The sequence below is a fragment of the Streptomyces sp. NPDC020884 genome (genome assembly GCF_044333935.1).
Lineage (GTDB): Bacteria > Actinomycetota > Actinomycetes > Streptomycetales > Streptomycetaceae > Streptomyces.
Genome location: NZ_JBIRRY010000008.1, coordinates 44,672 through 68,506 on the forward strand (window position 1 = coordinate 44,672; position 23,835 = coordinate 68,506).

22 protein-coding genes and 1 riboswitch are annotated in these 23,835 nt (G+C 72.1%); of the genes, 8 read left to right on the plus strand and 14 right to left on the minus strand.

Annotation, left to right across the window (positions count from 1 at the left end):
* Positions 1–185: 185 nt before the first annotated feature.
* Positions 186–1,358, minus strand: coding sequence for an acyl-CoA dehydrogenase family protein (locus ACH4UK_RS23770; RefSeq protein ID WP_398359322.1), 1,173 nt, complete (start codon positions 1,356–1,358; stop codon positions 186–188).
* A 388-nt stretch (positions 1,359–1,746) separates the two neighbouring features.
* On the opposite strand from ACH4UK_RS23770, the gene ACH4UK_RS23775 reads away from it, so the two are divergent.
* On the plus strand, positions 1,747–3,021 hold the full coding sequence (locus tag ACH4UK_RS23775; protein ID WP_398359324.1) for a glycoside hydrolase family 18 protein: 1,275 nt from the start codon (positions 1,747–1,749) through the stop codon (positions 3,019–3,021).
* A gap of 108 nt (positions 3,022–3,129) precedes the next feature.
* Here the strand turns inward: ACH4UK_RS23775 and ACH4UK_RS23780 are convergent, their stop codons facing one another.
* Positions 3,130–3,279 (minus strand): SCO1431 family membrane protein, encoded by a 150-nt coding sequence (locus ACH4UK_RS23780; protein ID WP_398359326.1) that lies wholly within the window; start codon positions 3,277–3,279, stop codon positions 3,130–3,132.
* Positions 3,280–3,508: 229 nt separating this feature from the next.
* Here ACH4UK_RS23780 and ACH4UK_RS23785 point away from each other — a divergent pair, with 229 nt between their 5' ends.
* Complete coding sequence (locus tag ACH4UK_RS23785; protein ID WP_398359327.1) at positions 3,509–4,108, plus strand: DinB family protein; 600 nt, start codon at positions 3,509–3,511, stop codon at positions 4,106–4,108.
* A 198-nt stretch (positions 4,109–4,306) separates the two neighbouring features.
* Complete coding sequence (locus tag ACH4UK_RS23790; RefSeq protein ID WP_398359329.1) at positions 4,307–5,803, plus strand: PepSY-associated TM helix domain-containing protein; 1,497 nt, start codon at positions 4,307–4,309, stop codon at positions 5,801–5,803.
* A gap of 75 nt (positions 5,804–5,878) precedes the next feature.
* Here the strand turns inward: ACH4UK_RS23790 and ACH4UK_RS23795 are convergent, their stop codons facing one another.
* Positions 5,879–6,364: a MarR family winged helix-turn-helix transcriptional regulator gene (locus ACH4UK_RS23795; protein WP_398359331.1), complete on the minus strand. Its 486-nt coding sequence runs from the start codon at positions 6,362–6,364 to the stop codon at positions 5,879–5,881.
* A 63-nt stretch (positions 6,365–6,427) separates the two neighbouring features.
* Here ACH4UK_RS23795 and ACH4UK_RS23800 point away from each other — a divergent pair, with 63 nt between their 5' ends.
* Positions 6,428–6,796 (plus strand): VOC family protein, encoded by a 369-nt coding sequence (locus ACH4UK_RS23800; RefSeq protein WP_398359332.1) that lies wholly within the window; start codon positions 6,428–6,430, stop codon positions 6,794–6,796.
* Between the two features lie 33 nt (positions 6,797–6,829).
* Here ACH4UK_RS23800 and ACH4UK_RS23805 read toward each other — a convergent pair whose 3' ends face one another.
* Positions 6,830–8,194 carry a peptidase C39 family protein gene (locus ACH4UK_RS23805; RefSeq protein ID WP_398359334.1) on the minus strand — a complete coding sequence of 455 codons (1,365 nt, stop codon included), beginning with the start codon at positions 8,192–8,194 and terminating at the stop codon, positions 6,830–6,832.
* Between the two features lie 197 nt (positions 8,195–8,391).
* Between ACH4UK_RS23805 and ACH4UK_RS23810 the strand changes: the two genes are divergently transcribed.
* Positions 8,392–9,021: a uridine kinase gene (locus tag ACH4UK_RS23810; RefSeq protein ID WP_398359335.1), complete on the plus strand. Its 630-nt coding sequence runs from the start codon at positions 8,392–8,394 to the stop codon at positions 9,019–9,021.
* Between the two features lie 359 nt (positions 9,022–9,380).
* The gene (locus ACH4UK_RS23815) at positions 9,381–11,285 is read left to right on the plus strand and encodes an AAA family ATPase (RefSeq protein ID WP_398359931.1); all 1,905 of its coding nucleotides are present in this window, start codon (positions 9,381–9,383) and stop codon (positions 11,283–11,285) included.
* 53 nt (positions 11,286–11,338) lie between these two features.
* Here ACH4UK_RS23815 and ACH4UK_RS23820 read toward each other — a convergent pair whose 3' ends face one another.
* From ACH4UK_RS23820 to ribD, 10 genes are all read right to left on the minus strand, one after another.
* On the minus strand, positions 11,339–12,445 hold the full coding sequence (locus ACH4UK_RS23820) for a hemolysin family protein (protein WP_398359337.1): 1,107 nt from the start codon (positions 12,443–12,445) through the stop codon (positions 11,339–11,341).
* Positions 12,442–13,800 (minus strand): hemolysin family protein, encoded by a 1,359-nt coding sequence (locus tag ACH4UK_RS23825; RefSeq protein ID WP_398359339.1) that lies wholly within the window; start codon positions 13,798–13,800, stop codon positions 12,442–12,444. Before ACH4UK_RS23825 ends, ACH4UK_RS23820 begins: the two co-directional genes overlap by 4 nt.
* A gap of 192 nt (positions 13,801–13,992) precedes the next feature.
* On the minus strand, positions 13,993–14,463 hold the full coding sequence (locus tag ACH4UK_RS23830; protein ID WP_398359340.1) for a PH domain-containing protein: 471 nt from the start codon (positions 14,461–14,463) through the stop codon (positions 13,993–13,995).
* 116 nt (positions 14,464–14,579) lie between these two features.
* Positions 14,580–15,428 (minus strand): ATP phosphoribosyltransferase, encoded by an 849-nt coding sequence (gene hisG / locus ACH4UK_RS23835; protein ID WP_398359342.1) that lies wholly within the window; start codon positions 15,426–15,428, stop codon positions 14,580–14,582.
* 91 nt (positions 15,429–15,519) lie between these two features.
* Positions 15,520–15,792, minus strand: coding sequence for a phosphoribosyl-ATP diphosphatase (locus tag ACH4UK_RS23840; RefSeq protein WP_015607321.1), 273 nt, complete (start codon positions 15,790–15,792; stop codon positions 15,520–15,522).
* A 35-nt stretch (positions 15,793–15,827) separates the two neighbouring features.
* Entirely contained in the window at positions 15,828–16,313 is a 486-nt protein-coding gene (gene ribH, locus ACH4UK_RS23845; protein ID WP_398359344.1) for a 6,7-dimethyl-8-ribityllumazine synthase, read from the minus strand.
* A gap of 48 nt (positions 16,314–16,361) precedes the next feature.
* Positions 16,362–17,660 (minus strand): bifunctional 3,4-dihydroxy-2-butanone-4-phosphate synthase/GTP cyclohydrolase II, encoded by a 1,299-nt coding sequence (locus tag ACH4UK_RS23850; RefSeq protein ID WP_398359346.1) that lies wholly within the window; start codon positions 17,658–17,660, stop codon positions 16,362–16,364.
* A complete protein-coding gene (locus ACH4UK_RS23855) occupies positions 17,657–18,301 on the minus strand; it encodes a nicotinamide riboside transporter PnuC (protein ID WP_398359348.1) in 645 nt (214 codons plus the stop codon). Before ACH4UK_RS23855 ends, ACH4UK_RS23850 begins: the two co-directional genes overlap by 4 nt.
* Positions 18,298–18,906 (minus strand): riboflavin synthase, encoded by a 609-nt coding sequence (locus ACH4UK_RS23860; protein ID WP_398359350.1) that lies wholly within the window; start codon positions 18,904–18,906, stop codon positions 18,298–18,300. The genes ACH4UK_RS23855 and ACH4UK_RS23860 overlap by 4 nt, the downstream gene beginning before the upstream one ends.
* Complete coding sequence (gene ribD, locus ACH4UK_RS23865) at positions 18,907–20,007, minus strand: bifunctional diaminohydroxyphosphoribosylaminopyrimidine deaminase/5-amino-6-(5-phosphoribosylamino)uracil reductase RibD (protein WP_398359352.1); 1,101 nt, start codon at positions 20,005–20,007, stop codon at positions 18,907–18,909.
* 174 nt (positions 20,008–20,181) lie between these two features.
* Positions 20,182–20,312: riboswitch (FMN riboswitch) on the minus strand.
* Between the two features lie 276 nt (positions 20,313–20,588).
* Here ribD and ACH4UK_RS23870 point away from each other — a divergent pair.
* Together ACH4UK_RS23870 and ACH4UK_RS23875 are read left to right on the plus strand one after the other, a co-directional pair.
* Complete coding sequence (locus ACH4UK_RS23870; protein ID WP_398359354.1) at positions 20,589–22,955, plus strand: chitinase C-terminal domain-containing protein; 2,367 nt, start codon at positions 20,589–20,591, stop codon at positions 22,953–22,955.
* A gap of 125 nt (positions 22,956–23,080) precedes the next feature.
* Positions 23,081–23,827 (plus strand): SDR family oxidoreductase, encoded by a 747-nt coding sequence (locus ACH4UK_RS23875; protein WP_398359356.1) that lies wholly within the window; start codon positions 23,081–23,083, stop codon positions 23,825–23,827.
* Positions 23,828–23,835: the final 8 nt, after the last annotated feature.

Here is a 23,835-nt window from a genome sequence, read left to right on the forward strand (position 1 = left end):
GAGGCCCGCCCAGCCGCTGCCCCGGTCCACCGGGGCCTCGCCCATGGGCTCCCCCGCGGACCCGCCGATCTACAGCGCGCTGCTCAGGCAGTGGGAGAGCGCCGGACGGACCCTGCCGGGCCGCCGCGACCTGGAGTGGACCCAGGCCGCGGCGCTGCCCTCCTGGCCGGATACGCCGCTGCGGTTCAGCGCGTCTCGGGACCCGCGAGGTGGCGCGCGATGACCATGCGCTGGATCTGGTTGGTGCCCTCCACGATCTGAAGGACCTTCGCCTCGCGCATCAGCCGCTCGACCGGGAAGTCGAGCGTGTAGCCGTATCCGCCGAGCACCTGGACGGCGTCGGTGGTCACCCGCATGGCCGCGTCCGTGCAGAACAGCTTCGCCATGGCCGCCTGCCGGGAGAAGGGCTCCCCCGCGTCGCGCAGGCGCGCCGCCTCCAGGTACAGCGCCCGGCCGGCCTCGATCTGGGTGGCCATGTCGGCGAGCATGAACCGCAGCCCCTGGAAGTCCGCGATGGGGCGGCCGAACTGGTGGCGGTCGGTGGCGTACCGGACGGCCTCGTCCAGGGCCGCCTGGGCGACCCCGACGGCGCAGGCGGCGATGCCCAGGCGCCCGGAGTCGAGTGCGGACAGGGCGATCGCGAAGCCCTGGCCCTCCTCGCCGATGCGCCGGTCGTCGCCGACCCGTACGCCGTCGAAGTTGAGCTGGGCCGTGGGCGAGCCCTTCATCCCCATCTTCTTCTCGGGGACGGCGGCGTTCAGCCCCTCGGCGTCGCCGGGGACGAGGAAGGCCGTGATGCCCCGGGGGCCCTCGACGCCGGTCCGGGCGAGCACGGTGCAGAAGTCGGCGACGCCGCCGTGGGTGATCCACGCCTTGGTCCCGGTGATGACCCACTCCTCACCGTCCCGTACGGCCTTGGTGCGCAGCGAGGCGGCGTCGGAGCCGGAGGCGGGCTCCGAGAGGCAGTAGGCGCCCAGCAGGCCGCCGGTGAGCATCGCCGGGAGGTGCGCGGCGCGCTGTTCGTCGGTGCCGTACCCGGCGAGGGCGTGGCAGGCGAGGGAGTGGACGCTGACGCCGAGGCCGACGGTGAGCCGGGCGGCGGCCAGCTCTTCCAGGACCTGGAGGTAGACCTCGTAGGGCTGGTCACCGCCGCCGTGGGCGGAGTCGTACGGGAGTCCCAGGAGTCCGGACTCGGACAGCAGGGTGAAGACCTCGCGCGGGAAGACGCCCGCTTCCTCCTCATCGGCCGCCCGGGGAGCGATCTCCTTCGACACGATGTCGCGGACGAGCGCGACGAGCTGCCGGGACTCCTCGGTGGGCAGACGGCGTTCCACCGGCTGCGGGGCACGGTCGGACATGACGGCGCTCTCCTCCCTGTCGGGCGTTGCGGCGGTCGCGCGCTCGGGGTGTGAGAGGCGCCGCCGGGTGATCTCCCGGAAGTGACCCGGGAAAGACAGACTGCCCCGCCGATCCTGCCCTCCCGGGTCACGGGTGGCGCGGTCATCGGCTGTGGCGGCTTGAGTATGCCCGATCGGATGGCTCCCGTCACGGGGCAACGGGCAGGTCGGAGGCCCGCAGGGACCGTGGGAGATCAGCGAATTGGTTGGTCCGAACCATTGACCCCACTGGTCTAGTCCTTCTACGGTTCGACCGAACGCCCCACCGCGTTCATGTCAAACCGGGCGCGGTTGCCCGGAGTTCGACCCGCACCCCCCACGCACCAGCCCTCCCCCACGAGGAGCCACGATGCTCAAGCTGCACCGTCCCCGCGCCCGGCTCCGGGCGCTCGCCGCGGCCGCCTGTACGGCGGCCCTCGGCGCCACTCTGCTCGGCGTCGCGGGCATGTCCCCGGCCGGCGCGACCCCCGCCGTACAGCCGGCCGCGGCCCCGGCCGCCGCCGAGGCCGCCCCCACCGCGGCGGGCGACAAGGTGATCGGATACTTCACCAACTGGGGTACGTACGACCGCAATTACCACGTCAAGAACATCGTGACGTCGGGTTCCGCGGACAAGCTCACCCACATCAACTACGCCTTCGGCAACGTGACCGGCGGCAAGTGCCAGATCGGCGACTCCTACGCCGACTACGAGAAGGCCTACACCGCCGAGGAGTCGGTCGACGGGGTCGCCGACACCTGGGACCAGGAACTGCGCGGCAACTTCAACCAGCTGCGCAAGCTGAAGAAGCTCCACCCCGACCTCAAGATCCTGTGGTCCTTCGGCGGCTGGAGCTGGTCGGGCGGCTTCGGTGAGGCGGCGCAGAACCCGGCCGCGTTCGCGAAGTCCTGCCACGACCTGGTGGAGGACCCCCGCTGGGCCGATGTCTTCGACGGCATCGACATCGACTGGGAGTACCCCAACGCCTGCGGTCTCACCTGTGACACCAGCGGCCGCGACGCCTACGGCGCGCTGCTGGGCGAGCTGCGCAAGTCCTTCGGGAGCGACAACCTGATCACCTCGGCGATCACGGCGGACGGCTCCGACGGCGGCAAGATCGACGCGGTGGACTACGCGGGGGCGGCGAAGCACCTCGACTGGTACCTGCCGATGACGTACGACTTCTTCGGCGCGTTCGCGGCGCAGGGCCCGACGGCCCCGCACTCCCCGCTGACCTCCTACCCGGGCATCCCGTCGGAGGGCTTCAACTCCGACGCCGCGATCTCCAAGCTGAAGTCCCTGGGCATCCCGTCGGAGAAGCTGCTGCTGGGCATCGGCTTCTACGGCCGCGGCTGGACCGGCGTCACGCAGTCCGAGCCGGGCGGCACCGCGACCGGCGCGGCGGCGGGTACGTACGAGGCGGGCATCGAGGACTACAAGGTCCTCAAGAACAGCTGCCCCGCCACGGGCAAGGTGGCCGGCACGGCGTACGCCCACTGCGGGAACAACTGGTGGAGCTACGACACCCCGGAGACCATCGGCACCAAGATGGACTACAAGAACGAGCAGGGCCTCGGCGGCACGTTCTTCTGGGAGCTGAGCGGTGACACCGGCAACGGCGAGCTGATCAAGTCGATCGGCTAGCGTTCACGGCACGACGGAAGGGGCGGGGCGCCGGGCGGGCGCTCCGCCCCTTCGCGTGCCCTGCCCCCGGGAATCGGCGCCGGGCCCCCGCGGATCGGCGTCAGGACGTCACAGCAGGCCGAGCTGGGTGACGAGCATCGCGAACACGACCACGAACGCCCAGCCCGCGATGTGCTCCATCAGCTTCGAGCCGTCCTCGGGGCCGCCGGTGCGGGAGCGGCGGGCGTGGTGGGCGTTTCCGGCGGTGGTCGCTGTCATGGGCGTCTCACTCTTCGTGCGGCTTCGGCTGGGGTCCCCCGACCCGACCAGAGTGCCAGCGGCCGGGGCAGCGCAGAACGAGATCCCGGTCACGCCCGGACGCGGCCCGGGGCCCACCGGCGTCCCGCTCCCGCGGTACGGCACGGATTTCGCCGCCGGGGGCCGGCGGCGCGGACGGGGCGCGCTGTGGGCGACGCCACACCGATCGGCCGAGCGGCAGACTGATCCCATGAACGAATCAGCCCCCAAGGACATACTCCGCTTCTATCTGCAGAACGCCCGCGACGCCCTCCTGTGGAAGCTCGAAGGGCTCTCGGAATACGACATCCGCCGCCCGCTCACGCCCACCGGCACCAATCTGCTGGGCCTGGTCAAGCACGTGGCGAGCGTCGAACTCGGCTACCTCGGAGACACCTTCGGACGGCCGTCAGGCGAGTCGCTGCCCTGGGTCGCGGAGGGCGCCGAGGCGAACGCCGACATGTGGGCCACCGCCGACGAGTCGCGCGAGCGGATCGTGGGCCTGTACCGCCGGGCGTGGGCGCACGCGGACGCGACGCTCGACGCGCTGGCGCTGGACACGGTCGGCAGGGTGCCGTGGTGGCCGGCCGGCCGCGACGACGTGACGCTGCACCACGCCGCCGTACGCGTGATCGGCGATACGCACCGGCACGCCGGGCACGCCGACATCCTCCGCGAACTCATCGATGGCTCAGTCGGGATGAACCAGGGCAACGACAGCATGCCGCCGGGCGACGCCGCGTACTGGGAGGGCCACCGGGACCGGCTGGAGCGGGCGGCCCTGGACGCCGGGGACAAGCGCGGGGGCTGAGCCCTCCGGCGCGGACGCCGCAGCCGGGCCTCTGGCGGATCCGGGGACGTACGGGAACTTTTTCGGCCACGCGGCCGACTACTGCCCCATGGGAAGAGACCGCGGCAGCAGTCCTCGGGCCCGGCTCCCCCGCCGGACCTCGCGACAGGGCTGACCGTCGGGCCCGCGTCCGTCACCGTCTGCCCCCGAGGAGCGCTCATGTCCCACAGAACCGAAGAGATACCGCAGAACGATCCCGCCGCGGACGACGCCCCGGGGGACCGGCCGACCTCCGGGAGACCGGACGGCCTCGCGCAACCCCCGTCCGGGCGGCCGAGACCGGCCCGCTCCTGGGCGGAGGTGCGGCATCTCCTGGTCCGGCTGCACTTCTACGCCGGTGTGCTCGTCGCTCCGTTCCTGCTGGTGGCCGCGCTGAGCGGGCTGGCCTACACGGTCACGCCCCAGCTCGACCGGCTCGTGTACGGCGACCAGCTCCGGGTGGAGCGGGTCGGGGACGAGGTACGCCCGCTGACGGAGCAGATCGCGGCCGCTCGGGCGGCGCACCCCGAGGGCGCCCTGGCGTCGGTGATCACCCCGCCGGGCCCCGAGGACACCACCCGGGTGGTGCTCGCGGTGCCGGAGCTGGGCGAGAACCAGCGCACGGTGTTCGTCGATCCGTACACGGCCGAGGTGCGGGGCGAGTTGACGACCTGGTTCGGTTCGACGCCGCTCACCACCTGGCTCGACGACCTCCACCGCAATCTCCACCTCGGCGAGACCGGCCGGCTGTACTCCGAGACCGCCGCGAGCTGGCTGTGGGTGGCCGTCGCGGGCGGCCTCGTCCTGTGGCTCGGGCGCAGCCGGGGGCGGCGCGCGAGGTCGGCCCGGGGCGTGCTGCTTCCGGACCGCGGGGCCCGAGGAGTGCGCCGGACGCGCAGTTGGCACGCGGCGACCGGGGTGTGGCTGGCGCTGGGGCTGCTGTTCCTGAGCGCCACCGGCCTCACCTGGTCGCAGTACGGCGGCGAGCGGTTCGGGCGGCTGCTGGACGCGGCGAACGGCGAAGCCCCGGCCCTGGACACGGCGTTGCCGGGTGGAGAGGCCCCCGCCGAGGACCACACGGAGCATGCCGGGCACGGCGGTTCCGGCGGAGCGACGGCCGACGCCGACCCGGCCGCGTTCGACGCGGCGCTCGCGGCGGCCCGGGGCGCGGGTCTCGGCGGGACCGTGAAGGTGACGCCGCCGGCGGACGCGGCGAGCGCGTGGGTCGTGGCGCAGACCGACAACGTCTGGCCGGTGCACTACGACCAGGTGGCCGTGGACACCGCGAGCGGCGAGATCACCTCGCGCACCCGCTGGGCCGACCACCCGACCCTCAACAAGCTCAGCAAGCTCGGTGTGCAGGGCCACATGGGCGTGCTGTTCGGGATCGTCAACCAGATCGCGCTGGCGCTCCTGGCACTCGGTCTGAGCGCGGTGATCTTCTGGGGCTATCGCATGTGGTGGCAGCGGCGGCCCACGCGGGGAGAGCGGCCCGCGCCGGTCGGCAGGGCCCCGGAGCGCGGGGCGTGGCGGCGGATTCCGCTGCCGGCCCTCGTCCTGGGCATCCCGGCCGTGGCCGCCCTGGGCTGGGCGCTGCCGGTCCTGGGGGTGACCCTGGCCGGGTTCCTGGTGGCCGACACGGTGGTGGGGGCGGTACGCCGACGGCGTACCGTCTGACGCCGGGTCAGGGGCGGGACCGGCCGGGGTCCGCGCCGCCCGTCTCGCCCAGATCGAGGCCGCGGTCCGCGCGGGCTAGGAGCTGCCCCCCGGGACGGCGGAGGGCGCCTCCGCGCCGCCCTCGCCCAGGGACCGGATCATGCTCCGCAGGATCCGGATCGCGCCCGACTCCTCGGCCTCGGTCATCCCGGCCAGCATTCTGACCTCGACGGACCGGACCGCCACGGACGCCTCGTCCAGGCTCCGCCGGCCGCGGGGCGTGAGCCGCGCGGGAAGAACCTTCCCGACCCGCTCCTCCGCGGGCCTGGTCACCGAGCCCTCGCGCTCCAGGGTCTGGAGCAGCACGTTCATCGACTGCCGTGTCACGAACGCGCCCCGCGCGAGCTCGGAGTTCGACAAGCCCGGCCGTTGGGCCAGCAGCTCCAGGCAGGAGTAGTGCGTCACGGTCATCCCGAGCGGCCGCAGCACCTCCTCCATGGCTGCGCGCAGCGCGCTCGAAGCCTCCTTCAGCAGGTAGCCCAGTGATGTGTCCAGGTCGACGCCGACACCGTTTTGACTCATGTCAGGATTCTGACATACGGTGACCCATGTCAGGAATCTGACATAGAGAGAAGGAGTATCACCATGCCCGCCACCGGCCCCGACTTCATCTCGCTCCAGGCGCGCGACCTCGCCGCTTCGCAGGCCTTCTACGAGCAGTACCTCGGCCTCGTCCGCTCACAGGCCGGACCGCCGCACGCCGTCGTATTCGAGACGAAGCCGATCGCGTTCGCCCTCCGCGACGTCGTACCCGGCACCGACCTCGCCTCCGTCGCCCAGCCCGGCGTCGGTGCCGCGATCTGGCTCCACGCCACCGACGTCCAGGCCATCCACGACGCTCTCGCCGCCGACGGTCACACCATCGTCTCCGCACCGATCGACGGCCCCTTCGGCCGGACCTTCACCTTCGCCGACCCCGACGGCTACCGGATCACGCTCCACGACCGGGCCTGAGACGCCCCGCCGCCTGCGGCGGCGACGTACCGGTCAGGCCAGCCCGAGCGAGCGCAGAACGCGCTGTCGGGACGGCGCCGATTCGGCCGGCCAAAAGACGTAGCAGACTCCGCCCGTACCCCCTCTGACCTGTCCGTTCGCGTCGTAGCGCTTCGTCCTGAGCCAGATGTTCTCCCACTCGCGCCGACGGTAGACGCGGCGCACCGCGTCGTTGTCCGGGGAGGCGGGGTCATGGGCGATGACGTCGCCCTCGGGAGTGAAGCCGACGACCGTCATCAGATGGCCCGCCGTCCCGTATCCGGCGCCGGTCAGCTCCTCCTTCAGGAAGGACTGGGAGGTGATGACGGGGATTCCGACGCGGATCAGCCGCTCCAGGTCGGTGAGCGAGCCGAGCCGGGTGACGGCGGCGTTCAGGTCGCGGTACGTGGCGGCGTAGGCGGCGTTGAACGGCCAGTTGCCGCAGCCCTCGTACTGGTAGTCGTAGGTGTGGCGGGCGGCGTGGCAGACCTGGGGGTCGGGCAGGCCGGGCTTGACCCAGGCGAGGTCCTCAGCGGTGGGACGACGGCCCCAGGACTCGATGATCATCTGCGAGGAGGTGGGGCTGCACCAGGCCTCGCCGCCGTTGTCGTACTCGGGGTACTGCCCGATGTGGATGTTCTGCGAGTAGCGGGGCACCGGCAGTTCGCGGGCGAGCCCGGGGGTGCTCGCGGGGACGGTGAAGCGGTCCGGCACGTCGGAGGCCATCGCGCCGACCCGCCAGACGGTCGGGGTGAGGCGGCTGCCCGGGGCGCGGTAGAGGGTGAGCCGCAGCCGGTAGGAGACCAGGCGCACGCCGCTCGCCGGGTCGTCCACCGAGAGGGTGTCCGTCCATACGGAGCTGTGGGGGTCGCCCTGGTCGTCCACGGACGTACGGCGGATGTCGCCGTCGCCCGACGCCCAGCGGCCCATCACGAACCAGGGGGTCGCGGTGCCGTCCGCGTAGGCGCCGCTCAGCTCGACCTGGATCCAGGTGCCGGCCGGGGTGCGGGCGTTCCAGGAGGCGATCACCTCGGTGGCCGGGACGGCGGAGCGGTGGACGGACGAGGTCCAGGTGGCGTAGTCCCAGGCGGCCGTCGCGCCGGTGTGCGGGTCGGTGTAGTCCCTGCGGCCGGCCGGGGCGGCGATCACCAGGCCGGGGCGGGCGCCGGGGAGCACCCGGGTGCCGTCGCCCGTGCCGCAGCGCCAGTCGGTGTAGGTGTGCCAGAAGCGGTTGTCCACGAGGGCCCCCGGAGCGGCGGCGGAGCCGCGGGGCGAGGACGGAGCGGCGGACGCGGACGCGGCGGAGGCCACCGTGCCGGCGCCTGCCGCCGCGACGAGCGCGGCGGTCAGAACGGTTCTGCGCGAAGTCGGACTGGTCATGGTCGTGACCCCCGGTCGGGTGCGGAAGGTGGTCTGCGGGTGCCGTGCGGTGCGCCAACTATCCCGGTTCCGGGCCGGGTCGGGCCAGCGGTTCGGCAGGCCCCGCCGGACCAATATGGGTCTGGACCACTGGCGTGACCTGCGGTGGCTCGAGACGCTCCCCGGGGCGGCTCCGTGCCGGAACGTACCCTGGGGCCATGGACGACCTGGCCCGCCACGCCGATGACCTCCGCTCACTGCCCCCGTCCTGCGGGCCGGTCCGGCTCGTCGCGGTCGACGGCCACGCCGGTTCGGGCAAGAGCACCTTCACCGCCCGCCTCGCGGCGGCGCTGGGCGGTGCGCCGGTCCTCCATCTGGACGATCTCGCCACGCACGAGGAGCTGTTCGGCTGGACGGGGCGGCTGCGGGAGCAGGTGCTCCTGCCGCTCTCGCACGGCGAGCGCGCCCACTATGCCCCGTACGACTGGACGGAGCGCCGCTTCGGCCCGGCGCGGTCCCTGGAGCCCGCCCCGGTGGTGCTGATGGAGGGGGTCGGCGCGGGACGCCGCCAGGTGCGCCCGTGGCTGGCCGCGCTGCACTGGATGGAGCTGGACCGGGAGACGTCCTGGGAGCGGGGCCGACGCCGCGACGGCGTCGCACTCACCGGGTTCTGGGACGGGTGGACGCTCGCCGAGGAGCGGCATTTCGCCGATGATCCCTCACGGCCGTTCGCCGACGCGCTGGTACGCCAGTTGCCGGAGGGGTACATGTGGCTGGCGGGGCCTCGCGCGACCGCGGGAGCGAACCGAATCGTCACGCACGGTAGCCGAAATGCCCCGCCATACTGAGCAGTCGGAAATCAGCTCAGAAGTGCCTCAACTCCGCTTGACCGGGGGACCGTACTGGTCTTACGTTCTCATTGTGCGGCTTTTCGGAGCCCCCGCAGACGCGAAGCCCCCGGTTGTTCCCCCGTGATCGGGGGCTTTGCTCTGTGCTCCCACCGCCGCCCCGGCGACCGCGCAGAGCGATTCCCTCACCCTCGGTCACCGGCCCCGAAGGCCGGCCACCGAGCGGTCGCCTCCCCCGTGCGCAGGTACGATGCACCTCGGTGTGGTCAATTCCCTTCCTCCGCGCCGTGATTCAGCACGCTCAGGTGGGCATGCTGTGCGGGCGGGACATCCTGGGGGCACGGTTTGTGGGGGACCTGATGGACATCGGCACACAGGGCGCTGGCGCCCCTGCCGACCTCGCCTGGCTGCGTGGCATGGACGCCTACACGATGGGCGCCTACCCCCAGGCCGAGGAGGAGTTCAGAGCTGCGGTGCGGTTCGATCCCGGCATGGCGGACGGCTGGCTCGGCCTCCACGCGCTGCGCATCGACACCACCACGGCCCTGTTACGCATGTACCGGCACCGCGACCGCTTCGGCGAACAGCGCGCACGCCACCGCCGTACGCTCAACTCCTGGTACTGGCTGGGGTGGTGGGTGCAGCCGGTGCTGGAGAGCCGGCGCGATCTGCTGCTGGCGCACGCCTCGCACTGGCTGGACGGACGCCATGTGCCCGAGCTGGACCGGGCGTTGGCCGGTCTGCCGCCGGTGGACGCGGATCCGCAGGTGCGGTTCCTGCACGCCTGCCGTTCCTATCTGGTCAAGGACTGGGAGCAGTTGGTGCGCTGCACCGAGCAGCTCGTCGACGATCCGATGCTGGGCATCGAGGCGGGTCTGTTCGGCGGGATGGCGCGGGTGCGGCTGGAGATGTTCGGACAGGCCGAGCCGATGCTGTCGGCCGCGCTGATGCGATGTCGCAGCGAGCAGCCGCAGCGCAAGGAGCTCCGCTACTGGCTGGCGCGGGCCCATGAGGGCACCGGCCGCAGCGCCGCCGCCCTGCCGCTGTACCGGGCGGTGCACCGGGTGGACCCGGCGTTCATGGACACCTCCGCACGGCTGGCGGCGCTCGTCGAGGGCGACGGGTACGACGAGTCGGCGGACCTGGCCGCCGTGACCCTGACCGGTTTCGGTTCGGGGGGCTCGGCGGCGGAGGCGCAGCCGGAGGGCGACGCGCTGCTCGGCACCGATCTGGTGGAGGGGCGGGAGTCCTGGCCGCTGGGCGAGGCGGGACTGCTCGGCGACGACCCGGCCCCCGGGCCGCCGGTGCCCGTCGAGGGCGTGCGCCGCACCAGGACCCGGAAGCCCCCCTCCTTCCCGGCCGGCCCCAGCGATCCCGCCCTGCTGGCCGAGGCGCTGGCGCAGCTGGAGCGCATGGTCGGTCTCGAGCCGGTCAAACGGCAGGTCAAGGCGCTCTCCGCGCAGCTGAACATGGCCCGGTTGCGGGCCGAGCAGGGCCTTCCCGTCCACCCGCCGAAGCGCCACTTCGTCTTCTCCGGCCCCTCCGGCACCGGCAAGACCACCGTGGCGCGCATCCTGGGCCGGGTCTTCTACGCCCTCGGGCTGCTCGGCGGCGATCACCTGGTCGAGGCGCAACGGTCCGATCTGGTCGGGGAGTTCCTGGGCCAGACGGCGGTGAAGGCCAATGAGCTGATCGACTCGGCGCTCGGCGGGGTGCTGTTCGTCGACGAGGCGTACAGCCTGGCCAACTCCGGTTACAGCAAGGGCGACGCGTACGGCGACGAGGCCCTTCAGGTCCTCCTCAAGCGGGCCGAGGACAACCGGGACCATCTCGTCGTCATCCTCGCGGGCTATCCGGAGGGCATGGACCGGCTGCTCGCCACCAACCCGGGGCTGTCCTCCCGCTTCACCAGCCGGGTCGACTTCCCCAGCTACCGGCCGCTCGAACTCACCGCGATCGGGAGCGTCCTGGCCGCCGAGAACGACGACGTGTGGGACGAGGAGTCGGTGGACGAGCTGCGCTCCATCAGCGGCCATGTGGTGGACCAGGGCTGGATCGACGAGCTGGGCAACGGCCGGTTCCTGCGGACGCTGTACGAGAAGAGCTGCGCCTATCGCGATCTGCGGCTCTCCGGCTATGCGGGCGAGCTGACCCGGGAGGACCTGTCGACGCTGCGGCTGGCGGACCTGATGCAGGCGTACGGCGAGGTGCTGTCGGGGCGCGGGCCGGTGGGCCGGGGCAAGCAGGAGCCGGGAGCGGTGTGAGGCCGCGGCCGGGGCGTTCGATCCCGGCCGCGGCCTAAGGGCCGTCCGGTACGTCAGTGCACGAGGGCCTGGGGTGCCGGAAGCTCCGACGCCTTCGGTACGTCCACCGTGCGGCGGGGCACCGACACCACCCGGTGGGCCGGGTCGCGCACCTCCCCCACCAGGGTCTCCAGGACGTCCTCCATGGCGACCAGGCCGAGGATCCGGCCCGAGGAGTCCGCGACCTGCGCCAGATGCGTCGCGGCGCGGCGCATCACGGTCAGGGCGTCGTCGAGCGGCAGTTCGGCCCCTACGGTCGCCATCGGGCGCCAGATCTGCTGCGGGACCGCCCGCTCCGCGTCCTCCAGCTCCAGGACGTCCTTGACGTGGAGGTACCCCATGAAGGGGCCGCCGCCGTCCGCGCAGACCGGGAAGCGGGAGAAGCCGGTGCGCACCGTCAGCTCCTCGATCCGGCGCGGGGTGACGGACGGGTCGACCGTGACCAGCGAAGCCGGCTCCAGCAGGACGTCGGCGACAGGCCTGCTGCCCAGTTCGAGGGCGTCCTCCAGACGTGTCGCCGCCTCGGGTTCGAGGAGGCCGGCCTGTCCGGAGTCCCCCACCAGCCGGTTGAGCTGCTCGCTGGTGAAGACCGCCTCCACCTCGTCCTTCGGCTCGACGCCGAACAACCGCAGCACCAGCCCGGCGCAGGCGCCCAGCGCGGTGGTGACCGGACGGCAGATCCGGGCGAAGGCGACCAGGCCGGGGCTCAGCCACAGCGCGGTCCGCTCGGGTGCGGCCATCGCGAGGTTCTTCGGGACCATCTCGCCGATGACCAGGTGGAGGACGACCACGGACAGGAGCGCGAGGGCGAAGCCGAGCGGGTGGACGAGTCCGTCGGGGACGTGCGCCGCGTGGAAGACCGGCTCCAGGAGATGGGCGACGGTCGGCTCGGCGACGGCTCCGAGGGTGAGGGAGCAGACGGTGATGCCGAACTGGGCGGCGGCCATCATCTGCGGCAGGTTCTCCAGACCGTGCAGGACCGTGCGGGCCCGGCCGGAGCCCTGCGCGGCCAGCGGCTCGATCTGGCTGCGCCGTACCGATACGAGGGCGAACTCGGCGCCGACGAAGAAGCCGTTCGCCAGCACCAGGAGGGCGGCGAGGAGAAGGTGGACCATGCTCATCGCACGGCCTCCAGAAGGCTCCGTGCGGCCGGGTCCGGCAGCGGTTCGGGCGCCCGGGTGAAACGGACCCGTTCGGCGCGGTAGTGGCCGACCTGGCGGACGGAGATCCGCCAGCCGGGGAGTTCGGCCCGGTCGCCCGGGGCGGGGATGCGGCCCAGCAGGCCGGCGACGAGCCCGGCGACGGTCTCGTAGGGCCCTTCGGGCACGTCCAGGCCGCTCCGGCGCAGGGTGTGGACCCGGCAGCTGCCCTCGGCGTCCCAGATCGGGCGGCCGTCCTCGTCGGTGGCGCAGGTCAGCTCGGGGCGGTCGGAGCCCTCGGCGTCGTGCTCGTCGCGGACCTCGCCGACGAGCTCCTCGATGATGTCCTCCAGGGTGACGACCCCGGCGGTGCCGCCGTACTCGTCGACGACGACGGCTATCGGCTGTTCGTGGCGCAGCCGCCGCAGCAACTGTTCCACGGGCAGCGTCTCGGGCACCAGGAGCGGGGCGACGGCGATCTCGCCGGCCGGCACGCGCAGGCGCTCGGCGGCGGGGACGGCGAGGGCGTCCTTGAGGTGGACCATGCCGACGACCTCGTCGATGCGGTCCCGGTAGACCGGGAAGCGTGAGAGGCCGGTGGCGCGGGTGAGGTTGAGGACGTCCTCGGCGGTCGCGGAGGAGTGCAGGGCGCTGACCTTCACCCGGGGGGTCATCACGTGCTGGGCGGTGAGACCGGCCAGGGCGAGGGTCCGGACGAAGAGGTCGGCGGTGTCCTGCTCCAGGGCTCCGGCCTCGGCCGAGTGCCGGGCCAGGGAGACCAGCTCGCCCGGGGTGCGGGCGGAGGCCAGTTCGTCGGTGGGCTCGACGCCCAGGAGGCGTACCAGCCGGTTGGCCAGTGCGTTGAGGAAGGTGATCACCGGTCGCAGGAGGGCCGCGAAGCGGGCTTGCGGTCCGGCGACGAAGCGGGCCACCTGGAGCGGCCGGGAGACCGCCCAGTTCTTGGGCACGAGTTCGCCGACGACCATCTGCACGGCGGAGGCCAGCAGCATCCCGACGACGACGCTGACGCCCGGGACGGCCCCTTCGGGGAGTGCGGTGGCGGTGAGGGGTCCGGCGAGCAGCCGGGCCAGGGCCGGTTCGGCGAGCATGCCCACCACCAGGGAGGTGATGGTGATGCCGAGCTGGGTGCCGGAGAGCTGGAAGGAGAGTTCTCGCAGGGCTTCGACGACGGTACGCGCCCGCCGGTCGCCCTCGGCGGCGGCGCGTTCGGCATCGGGCCTCTCCACCGTGACGAGCCCGAATTCGGCTGCCACGAAGAATCCGTTGGCCAGGATGAGGAGGAAGGCCGCGCCGAGGAGCAGCAGGGGGGTGGTCATGAGGCCGCCGCCTCCGGGGAAGGGGCGGCGCAGGTATTACCGGACGATCCGTCCATTGCTGGAGGGAGTCACTCCTTGGGTCGCAGGAAAGCCCCGCGGGCCCGGGTCGGGGCCGTGGAACGGGCGGGGCGGGGCGCACGGGTCGCCGCCGCCCACCAGAGTAGACAAAAAGGGCCCGTGCCGGGCAGGGGCTCAGCCGCCGCCGGGGGTGTCGTCGTCTCCGGCACCGCGCGACTCGGCGAGCGTGCGCAGGGCGCGGGCGTCGCGGATGGCCTGCTGCTTGGCCATGCCGGGCTGGATGCCGAGGGCGGGCAGGCTGGTGCCGTCGCTGAGGTCGAGGAAGACCCAGGGGTCGCCGGAGCGCAGGTTGACGCGGAGGATCTCCTCCCACGCCAGCCTGCGGGTCCGGGTGAGGTTGACGACGGTGACCCCGGTGTCGTCGGCGGTGATCCTGGGCCTGCTGAGCAGGGCCAGCACGCCGAAGAACAGCGCCGCGACGAAGACGAAGCTGGCCCGTTCCCCCGGGTTGAGCCGCTCGAGCATCAGCGCGATGACCGTGATGACGAGGAACATCGCCAGGCCCACGCTCAGCAGGACCACCCGGGTGAGGGTGGGCCGGAAGGTGACCGGCAGGGTGGGGAGTTCGGGCCTGGGCGCGGACATCGCGGTCTTCTCTCGGAGGGTGCGGGCGGCCGGGACGCTAGGGGGGTGTCTTGCCGGTCGGGCCGCGAGGTGCGGTGCCGGACCCCGCGAGCCCGGCATGATCGGCAAGACAACCCCTAGAGGCGGCAGGCGTGGATGGCCGTGGTGAGGATGGCGCGGGCGCCGAGCTCGTACAGGTCGTCCATGATCCGCTGGGCCTCCTTGGCGGCGACCATGGAGCGGACGGCGACCCAGCCCTCGTGGTGCAGCGGGGAGATGGTCGGCGATTCCAGGCCCGGGGTGAGGGCGACGGCGCGCTCCAGGTGCTCGACGCGGCAGTCGTAGTCCATCATCACGTAGGACCGGGCGACCAGGACGCCCTGGAGGCGGCGGAGGAACTGCTGCACCTTGGGGTCGTCGGCGGGGGCGCCGTTGCGCCGGATGACGACGGCCTCGGAGGTCATGATCGGCTCACCGATCACTTCGAGTCCGGCGTTGCGCATGCTGGTGCCGGTCTCGACCACGTCGGCAATGATCTGGGCGACGCCGAGCTCGATGGCGGTCTCGACCGCGCCGTCGAGGTGGACGACGGACGCCTTGACGCCCGCCTCGGCGAGGTGGGCGGCGACGATGCCCTCGTAGGAGGTGGCGATCGTCATGCCGTCGAAGTCCTGCGGGCCCGCCGCGGTGCCGGGCTTGGTGGCGTAGCGGAACGTGGAGCGGGCGAAGCCGAGCTGGAGGATCTCCTCGGAGTCGGCCGCGGAGTCCAGCAGCAGGTCGCGGCCGGTGATGCCGATGTCGAGCTTGCCCGAGCTGACGTAGATCGCGATGTCGCGGGGGCGGAGGTAGAAGAACTCGACCTCGTTCGCCGGGTCGACCAGGACCAGTTCCTTGGACTCCTTGCGCTGCTGGTAGCCGGCCTCATGCAGCATCGCCATCGCAGGCCCGGAGAGTGAACCCTTGTTGGGAATGGCGATGCGCAGCATGAGGTCGGCTTCCTTCGTGCGGTGGAGTGTGCGGGCGGTTTCGCGGCGGGTGTGCTCGGGCCGGTCCCGGAGGGCCGGTGCGGAGGTCGGCTCAGAGATGGGCGTAGACGTCGTCGAGCGAGATCCCGCGGGCGACCATCATCACCTGGACGTGGTACAGCAGCTGGGAGATCTCCTCGGCGGCGGCTTCCTTGCCCTCGTACTCGGCGGCCATCCAGACCTCGGCGGCCTCTTCGACGACCTTCTTGCCGATGGCATGCACACCCTTGCCCACCAGTTCGGCGGTGCGGGAGGTCGCGGGGTCGCCCTCGGCGGCCTTGAGCTGGAGCTCGGTGAAGAGCTCTTCGAAGGTTTTGTTCGCCATGATGGTCCTCAGAATACGGGGTCGCCGGAGGGCACTCAGCGCCAGGGTTCGCTGACGGTCCGCAGCGTGGCCGCGGTGGCGACGGCGGCGGTGACCGCTTCGTGCCCCTTGTCCTCGTTGGACCCTTCGAGACCGGCCCGGTCGAGCGCCTGCTCCTCGGTGTCGCAGGTCAGTACGCCGAAGCCGACGGGAACACCGGTGTCGACGGTGACCTGGGTGAGGCCGAGGGTGACGCCCTGGGACACGTACTCGAAGTGGGGGGTGCCGCCCCGGACGATCACGCCGAGGGCGACGATCGCGTCGTAGCCGCGTCCGGCGAGGACCTTGGCGACGACGGGCAGCTCGAAGCTTCCCGGGACGCGCAGGAGGGTCGGCTCGTCGATGCCCAGCTCGCGCAGGGCGCGCAGGGCGCCGTCGACGAGTCCGTCCATGACCTTCTCGTGCCACTGGGCCGCGATCACGGCCACGCGCAGGTCTCCGCAGTTGCGTACGGACAGTTCGGGTGCACCCTTGCCGCTCATGTCTCTCCTGTTGTTCGGGTCGCTCGTCGCGTCGGTGGTGGTCGGTGGTTACTGGTTGGCGCAGGTCGACGCCGGGGCGCCGTCGAGCCACGGCAGGTCGTGGCCCATCCGGTCGCGCTTGGTGCGCAGGTAGCGCAGATTGTGCTCGCCGGCCTGGACGGGCATGGGTTCCCGGCCGGTGACGGCGAGGCCGTGGCGGACGACGGCCGCGGTCTTGTCGGGGTTGTTGGTCATCAGCCGCAGGCTGCTCACGCCGAGGTCCGTGAGGATCTGGGCGCCCGCCGCGTAGTCGCGGGCGTCGGCGGGCAGGCCGAGCTCCAGGTTGGCGTCCAGGGTGTCCACGCCGCGCTCCTGGAGTTCGTACGCGCGCAGCTTCGAGAGCAGGCCGATGCCGCGCCCCTCGTGGCCGCGGAGGTAGACGACGACGCCCCGGCCCTGTTCGGTGATGCGCCGCATGGAGGCGTGCAGCTGGGGGCCGCAGTCGCAGCGCTGGGACTGGAAGATGTCGCCGGTCAGGCACTCGGAGTGGATCCGGACGAGGACGTCCTCGCCGTCGCCGATGTCGCCGTGGACCAGGGCGACGTGCTCGACGCCGTCGACGCTGGAGCGGTAGCCGTACGCGGTGAAGTCGCCGAACGCGGTGGGCAGCCGGGTCTCGGCCTCGCGGCGGACGGTCGGCTCGCTGCTGCGGCGGTAGGCGATCAGGTCCTCGATGGAGATAATCGTCAGACCGTGCTTGCGGGCGAAGGGGACCAGTTCGGGCAGCCGCAGCATCACGCCGTCCTCGCCCGCGATCTCGACGATGGCGCCGGCCGGTCGCAGTCCGGCGAGCCGGGCCAGGTCGACGGCGGCCTCGGTGTGGCCGTTGCGGACGAGGACGCCGCCGGAGCGGGCGCGCAGCGGGAAGATGTGGCCGGGCCGGACGAAGTCGCCGGGGCCGGCGACGCCGCCCGCGAGCATCCGCAGGGTGGTGGCGCGGTCGGCGGCGGAGATGCCGGTGGTGACGCCGTGCGCGGCGGAGGCGTCGACGGAGACGGTGAACGCGGTCCGCATCGACTCGGTGTTGTTCTCGACCATCTGCGGGAGGTCGAGGCGTTCCAGCTCGTCACTCTCCATGGGTGCGCAGATCAGGCCGCGGCACTCGCTCATCATGAAGGCGACGATCTCCGGGGTGGCCTTCTCGGCGGCGATGACGAGGTCGCCCTCGTTCTCGCGGTCCTCGTCGTCCACGACGACGACGGGCCGGCCCGCGGCGATGTCACGGATGGCCTGCTCGACCGGGTCCAGGGAGAGGTCCTGGGCGAGCGGGTCGTGGCCGGGGTGCAGCCAGGTGGGCTGGGCAGTCATGCCGTGGCTCCTTCCAGAGCGGGTGTCCGCGTACGCAGCCACCAGTCGCGCATCCCCCACAGGACGAGGGCGCCGTAAATGACGTAGACGAAGCCGGAGAAGGCGAATCCGTTGGCGAAGTTCAGCGGGACGCCGACCAGGTCGACCAGCAGCCAGGCGAACCAGAACTCGACCATGCCGCGGGCCTGGGCGTACATCGCCACGACGGTGCCGACGAAGATGTACGCGTCCGGCCACGGGTCCCAGGACAGCGACGGGAAGGCGGTGAACAGGCCGCCGACGGCGAGGGTGCCGAGCGCGGCCGCGCCGATCAGCACGCCCCGCTCGCGCCAGGTGGCGAAGCGGACGGCGATGGAGCCGTCCTGGGCCTGCTGCTTGCCGCGGTTCCAGGACCACCAGCCCCACAGGGCGACGACGATGACGACCAGCTGCTTGCCCGCGCTGCCGGAGAGGTGCGCGGAGGCGAAGGCGACCAGCAGGATCACCCCGGATAGCAGCTGGGCGGGCCAGGTCCAGATCGAGCGCCGCCAGCCGAGGGCCAGGGCGATCAGGCCGATGATGTTGCCGATCATGTCCGACCACCGGATGTGCTGGCCGAACACGGTGAAGGCCTCGGAGTTGAGCCAGTTCGCGAGGCTCATCGCCGGTCCTGTCCGGCCCGGTCGCCGAGCAGCCGCTCGACGTACTTGGCGAGGACGTCCACCTCCAGGTTGACCGGGTCGCCGGGCTGCTTGCGGCCGAGCGTGGTCAGGGCGAGGGTGGTGGGGATGAGGCTGATGGTGAAGTAGTCCGGCCCGGCGTCGACGACGGTGAGGCTCACGCCGTCGACGGTGATGGAGCCCTTCTCCACGACGTAGCGGGTCAGCTCGGGCGGCAGGGAGACCTTGACGAGCTCCCAGTGCTCGGAGGGGGTGCGCTCGACGATGGTGCCGGTGCCGTCCACGTGCCCCTGGACGAGGTGTCCGCCGAGCCGGCCGCCGAGCGCCATCGGGCGCTCCAGGTTGACCCGGGATCCGGTGGTGAGCGCGCCGAGGCCGGAGCGCTTCAGCGTCTCGGCCATCACGTCGGCGGTGAACTCGCCGTCGCCGGTGTCCACGACGGTGAGGCAGACGCCGTTCACCGCGATGGAGTCGCCGTGCTTGGCGCCCTCGGTGACGACGGGGCCGCGCAGTCGGAAGCGGGAGGCGTCCTCCAGCTGCTCGACGGCGGTGACCTCACCCAGTTCTTCGACAATTCCGGTGAACACTCAGTTTCCCTTCCGAGCAGGGGCGGGGACGGCGGTGATGCGCAGATCGGGGCCGATGCGGACGGTCTCGGTCACCTCGAGGCGCAACGCCCGGGAGATGGTGGAGATTCCGGCGTCGCCGAGGGCGGCGGGGCCGGCGCCGAGCAGGACCGGGGCGAGATAGCCGACGACCTTGTCGACCGTCCCGGCGGCGACGAAGGCGCCGGCGAGGGTGGGCCCGCCTTCGAGGAGCACGGAGCGGACGCCCCGGGTGTGCAGGGCCCCGAGGAGGGCCTCGATGTCCAGGCCGGGTCCGGTCGCGGCCCGGGGCAGCCGCAGGACGGCGGTCTCGGGGAGGTGCCCGGCCGGTGCGTCCTCGGCGACCGCGATCAGGGTGGGCGCGGTGTCGTCCAGGACGCGGGCGCCGGGCTTGACGGCGGTGGCCCCGGTGTCGACGACGACCCGCAGCGGCTGGGTGGCGCCGTCGATGCCGCGTACGCCCAGCTGGGGGTCGTCGGTGCGGGCGGTGCCGGAGCCGACGAGCACGGCGTCGGCCTCGGCGCGCAGCCGGTGGACGTCGGCGCGGGCCTCGGGCGAGGTGATCCAGCGGCTGGTGGCGTCGGCGGCGGCGATCCGGCCGTCGAGGGTGGCGGCGTACTTCCACAGGACGTACGGACGTCCCAGGCGCACCGAGGTCAGCCAGGCGGCGTTGCCCGCCTCGGCCTCTTCGGCGAGGAGTCCCCGCTCGGCCCGGACCCCGGCCCGGCGCAGCGTGTCGCCGCCCCCGGCGGCCTGCGGGTTCGGGTCGCCGACCGCGTACACGACACGGCTGATCCCGGCGGCCAGGAGCGCCTGGGCGCAGGGACCGGTGCGGCCGGTGTGGTCACAGGGTTCGAGGGTGACGTAGGCGGTGCCGCCGCGGGCCCGCTCGCCGGCCGCGCGCAGGGCGTGGACCTCGGCGTGGGGCTCTCCGGCGCGCTGATGGAAGCCTTCACCGGCCAGGGCTCCGGAGGCGTCGGTGATCACGCATCCGACGACCGGATTGGGGCTGGTGGAGCCGAGACCGCGCGCCGCGAGCGTGATCGCTCGGCGCATGGCGGTGATGTCGGCTGCGGTGTCCACCGGGTCCTCCTGCCTCTTCGGGCACGGACTCCGGGGCCTGTCGATGACGACAGATAGAGCGGCTCATCAGGGGAAACGCCGAAACCCGAAAGGACGGGAACGTCAGGAACGCACGAGGTCCCGGGAGCTTCCCGGCCCTGCGTCCGCCGACGGCGGCGTACCGATGACAACCCGCCGCGCACTGCCTCCCATCCGGACTTTCACCGTCGGTCCAGGAATTTCACCTGGTCAACCGGCCGCTGGCTGCGGACGGGTCGCGGACTGTAACCGCCGGTTCGGAATTGCACCGACCCCGGAGTGCGCTGCTATTGGTACGCAACCAGTCTGCCACGGACGTCTCACGGCCATGCGGGTGAGCGCTGTGGGCTGGGTCACAGGCGGGTGGCGCATTCCCGTCGGCGGGGAACCGACGGAAAAGTTGACCTTTAAAGGTCCAGACCTATTGACGGACTGGTCTAGTCCTCTTAATCTCTGCGTCACCTCCGAGGTCCGGTCCTGCGGTGTGCGCACACCCGGGACCCCGACACGACCCACCCCTTCGCCAGTTGTGTTCTGCCGACCTCCCCAGGAGGAACGACCACATGCTGTCCCCCACCCGAGCGAGAGCCACCCTGCTCGCCGCCGGCGCCGCCGTCGCCGGGCTGCTGTTGAGCTCACTCGCCGCAGGCCCCTCGGCCGCCGCCGACCAGACCTCCTGTCGCCCCGACGGGCTCTACCGGACCCCCGGCGTCGACGTCCCCTACTGCTCCGTCTACGACGCCGACGGCCGCGAGAAGATGGGCGCCGACCACAAACGGCGCGTCATCGGCTACTTCACCAACTGGCGTACCGGCAAGGACGGCAAGGACGCCTATCTCGTCCCGGACATCCCGTGGGACAAGGTCACCCACCTCAACTACGCCTTCGCGCACATCGACGGGTCCAACAAGCTCTCGGTCGGACCCGACAGCCCCGACAACGCCTCCACCGGCATGACCTGGCCCGGTGTCGCGGGCGCGGAGATGGACCCGGCGCTCCCCTACAAGGGTCACTTCAACCTGCTGACGAAGTACAAGAAGCAGCACCCGAACGTGAAGACCCTGGTGTCCGTGGGCGGTTGGGCCGAGACGGGCGGCTACTTCGGCCCCGACGGCGAACGCGTCGACTCCGGCGGCTTCTACTCGATGGCGACCAACGCCGACGGGTCGGTCAACCGGGCGGGCATCGACACCTTCGCCGACTCGGCCGTCGACTTCATCAAGAAGTACGGCTTCAACGGCGTCGACATCGACTACGAGTACGCGACCACCATGAAGGACGCGGGCAACCCGCTGGACCACGCGCTCTCCAACGGCCGCCGCGCCGGGCTGGTCCAGGGTTACGACGCCCTGATGAAGACGCTGCGCGAGAAGCTCGACCGCGCGGGCGCCGCCGACGGCAAGCACTATCTGCTGACCGTCGCCGCCCCCTCCTCCGGCTACCTGCTGCGGGGCATGGAGACGTACCAGATGCAGAAGTACCTGGACTACGTCAACATCATGTCCTACGACCTGCACGGCGCCTGGAACGAGTACGTCGGCCCGAACGCCTCCCTGTTCGACGACGGCAAGGACGCCGAACTGGCGCAGGCCGGCGTGTACTCCACCTCCCAGTACGGCGGCACCGGCTATCTCAACACCGACTGGGCCTACCACTACTTCCGCGGCTCAATGCCGGCCGGCCGGATCAACATCGGCCTGCCGTACTACACGCGCGGCTTCAAGAACGTGCAGGGCGGCACCGACGGCCTGTGGGGCAAGGCGGCCACGACCGACTGCCCGGCGGGCGCGGGTCTGACCACGTGCGGAGACGGCGCGGTCGGCATCGACAACCTCTGGCACGACAAGGACACCAACGGCAAGGAATCGCCCGCCGGTTCCAACCCGATGTGGCACGCGAAGAACCTGGAGAAGGGCATCGTCGGCGATTACGTCACCGACTACGGCTTCCCCGCGGACACCCGGCTGACCGGCGCCTACGTCCGTAAGTACGACTCCACGCTGGTCGCCCCGTGGCTGTGGAACGCCCAGAAGAAGGTGTTCCTCTCCACCGAGGACGAGCAGTCGGTGCAGGCCAAGGCGGACTACGTCGTCGACCAGGGCATCGGCGGCACGATGATCTGGGAGCTGGCGGGCGACTACCGGTGGAACGCGGCCAAGGGCCAGTACGAGACCGGCTCCACGCTGACCACCACGATGTACGACGCCTTCAAGGCGGCCGCCCCGTACGGCGCGAAGCGCTCCACGATCGACCTGCCGGCCGAGGCGCTGGACATCGACGTCTCCTTCGGGCAGTTCCCGCTGGGCGACTCCAACTACCCGATCAGCCCCAAGCTGAAGATCACCAACCGGACCCAGGCCACGCTGCCCGGCGGTACGGAGTTCCAGTTCGACTACTCCACCTCCGCCCCGGCCAACGCCAAGGACCAGTCCGGCTTCGGCACGACGGTCATCCGCAGCGACCACACGGCGGCCGACAACATCGGCGGCCTCAAGGGCGACTACCACCGCGTCTCGCTGAAGCTCCCGGCCTGGCAGACGCTGGCCCCCGGCGCCTCGGTGGAGCTGGACTTCGTCTACTACCTGCCCACCTCCACCCCGTCGAACTGGACCGTGACCTTCGGCGGGAAGTCCTACTCCCTCGCCGGTGACCTGGCCCGCGGCACCACCGTGGTCGAGCCCGGCACCGGGACCGGACCCACGCCGACCCCGACGCCGGACCCGACCGGACCGACGCCGACGCCGGCCCCGACCCCGACGGAGCCGGGCGGTGCCTGCCCGGCCGCGGCCTGGAACGCGGCCGCGGAGTACGGCGGCGGCGCCACCGTCAGCCACGGCGGCCACCAGTGGAAGGCCCAGTGGTGGACGAAGGGCGAGACGCCCGGATCCACCGGTGAGTGGGGCGTCTGGAAGGACCTCGGCGCCTGCTGATCCCTCCTCCGACCGCCCGGCGGTCGAACGGATCGCCCCCGTTCGCCGCCGGGCCTCCCGCCCCGCCCGCGGACCGGACCCGGCACCTTCCGGCGGGCCGGACCCCGTTCTGGCAGGCTGACCCCATGACGACGATTCTGGTCACCGGCGCCACCGGAACCCTCGGCCGGCAGGTCGTGGAGCGGCTGCACACCGAGGGGGCCGACGTCCGGGGCCTCAGCCGCCGCTCCCCCTCGTACGCCGTGGATCTGCGCGACGGCAGGGGTCTGGACGCGGCGGTCGAGGGGGCGGACGCGATCGTCCACTGCGCCACCACCCCGCGCGGCGGCGACGACCGGGCGGCGGGGTTCCTCATCAACGCGGCGAAGCGGGCCGGGACGCCGCATCTCCTCTACATCTCGATCGTCGGCGTGGACCGGCTGCCGCTCGGCTACTACACGGTCAAGCACCGGGTCGAGCGGATGATCGAGGACTCCGGTCTCGGCTCGACGATCCTGCGGACCACGCAGTTCCACGACCTGGCCCTGCGCATCCTGTCCGGGGCGGCCAAGCTGCCCGTGCTGCCGGTGCCCGCCGGCGTCCGCCTCCAGCCCGTCGACAGCGGCGAGGTCGCCGACCGGCTGGCGGCCCTGGCGCTCGGCTCACCGGTGGGCCGGGCGCCCGACCTGGGCGGCCCCGCCGTACGCGAACTCACGGACCTGGCCGGGGCGTTCCTGCGGGCCACCGGCCGCAGGCGGCGCGTGGTACCGGTCAGGCTGGCCGGCAAGGCGTACGCGGGCTACCGGCGCGGCGACCACCTGACGCCCGAACACGCCGTGGGGACCGTGACGTTCGAGGAGTTCCTCGACCGCCGCCACCGCCACCCGGCCTGATCCGCCCT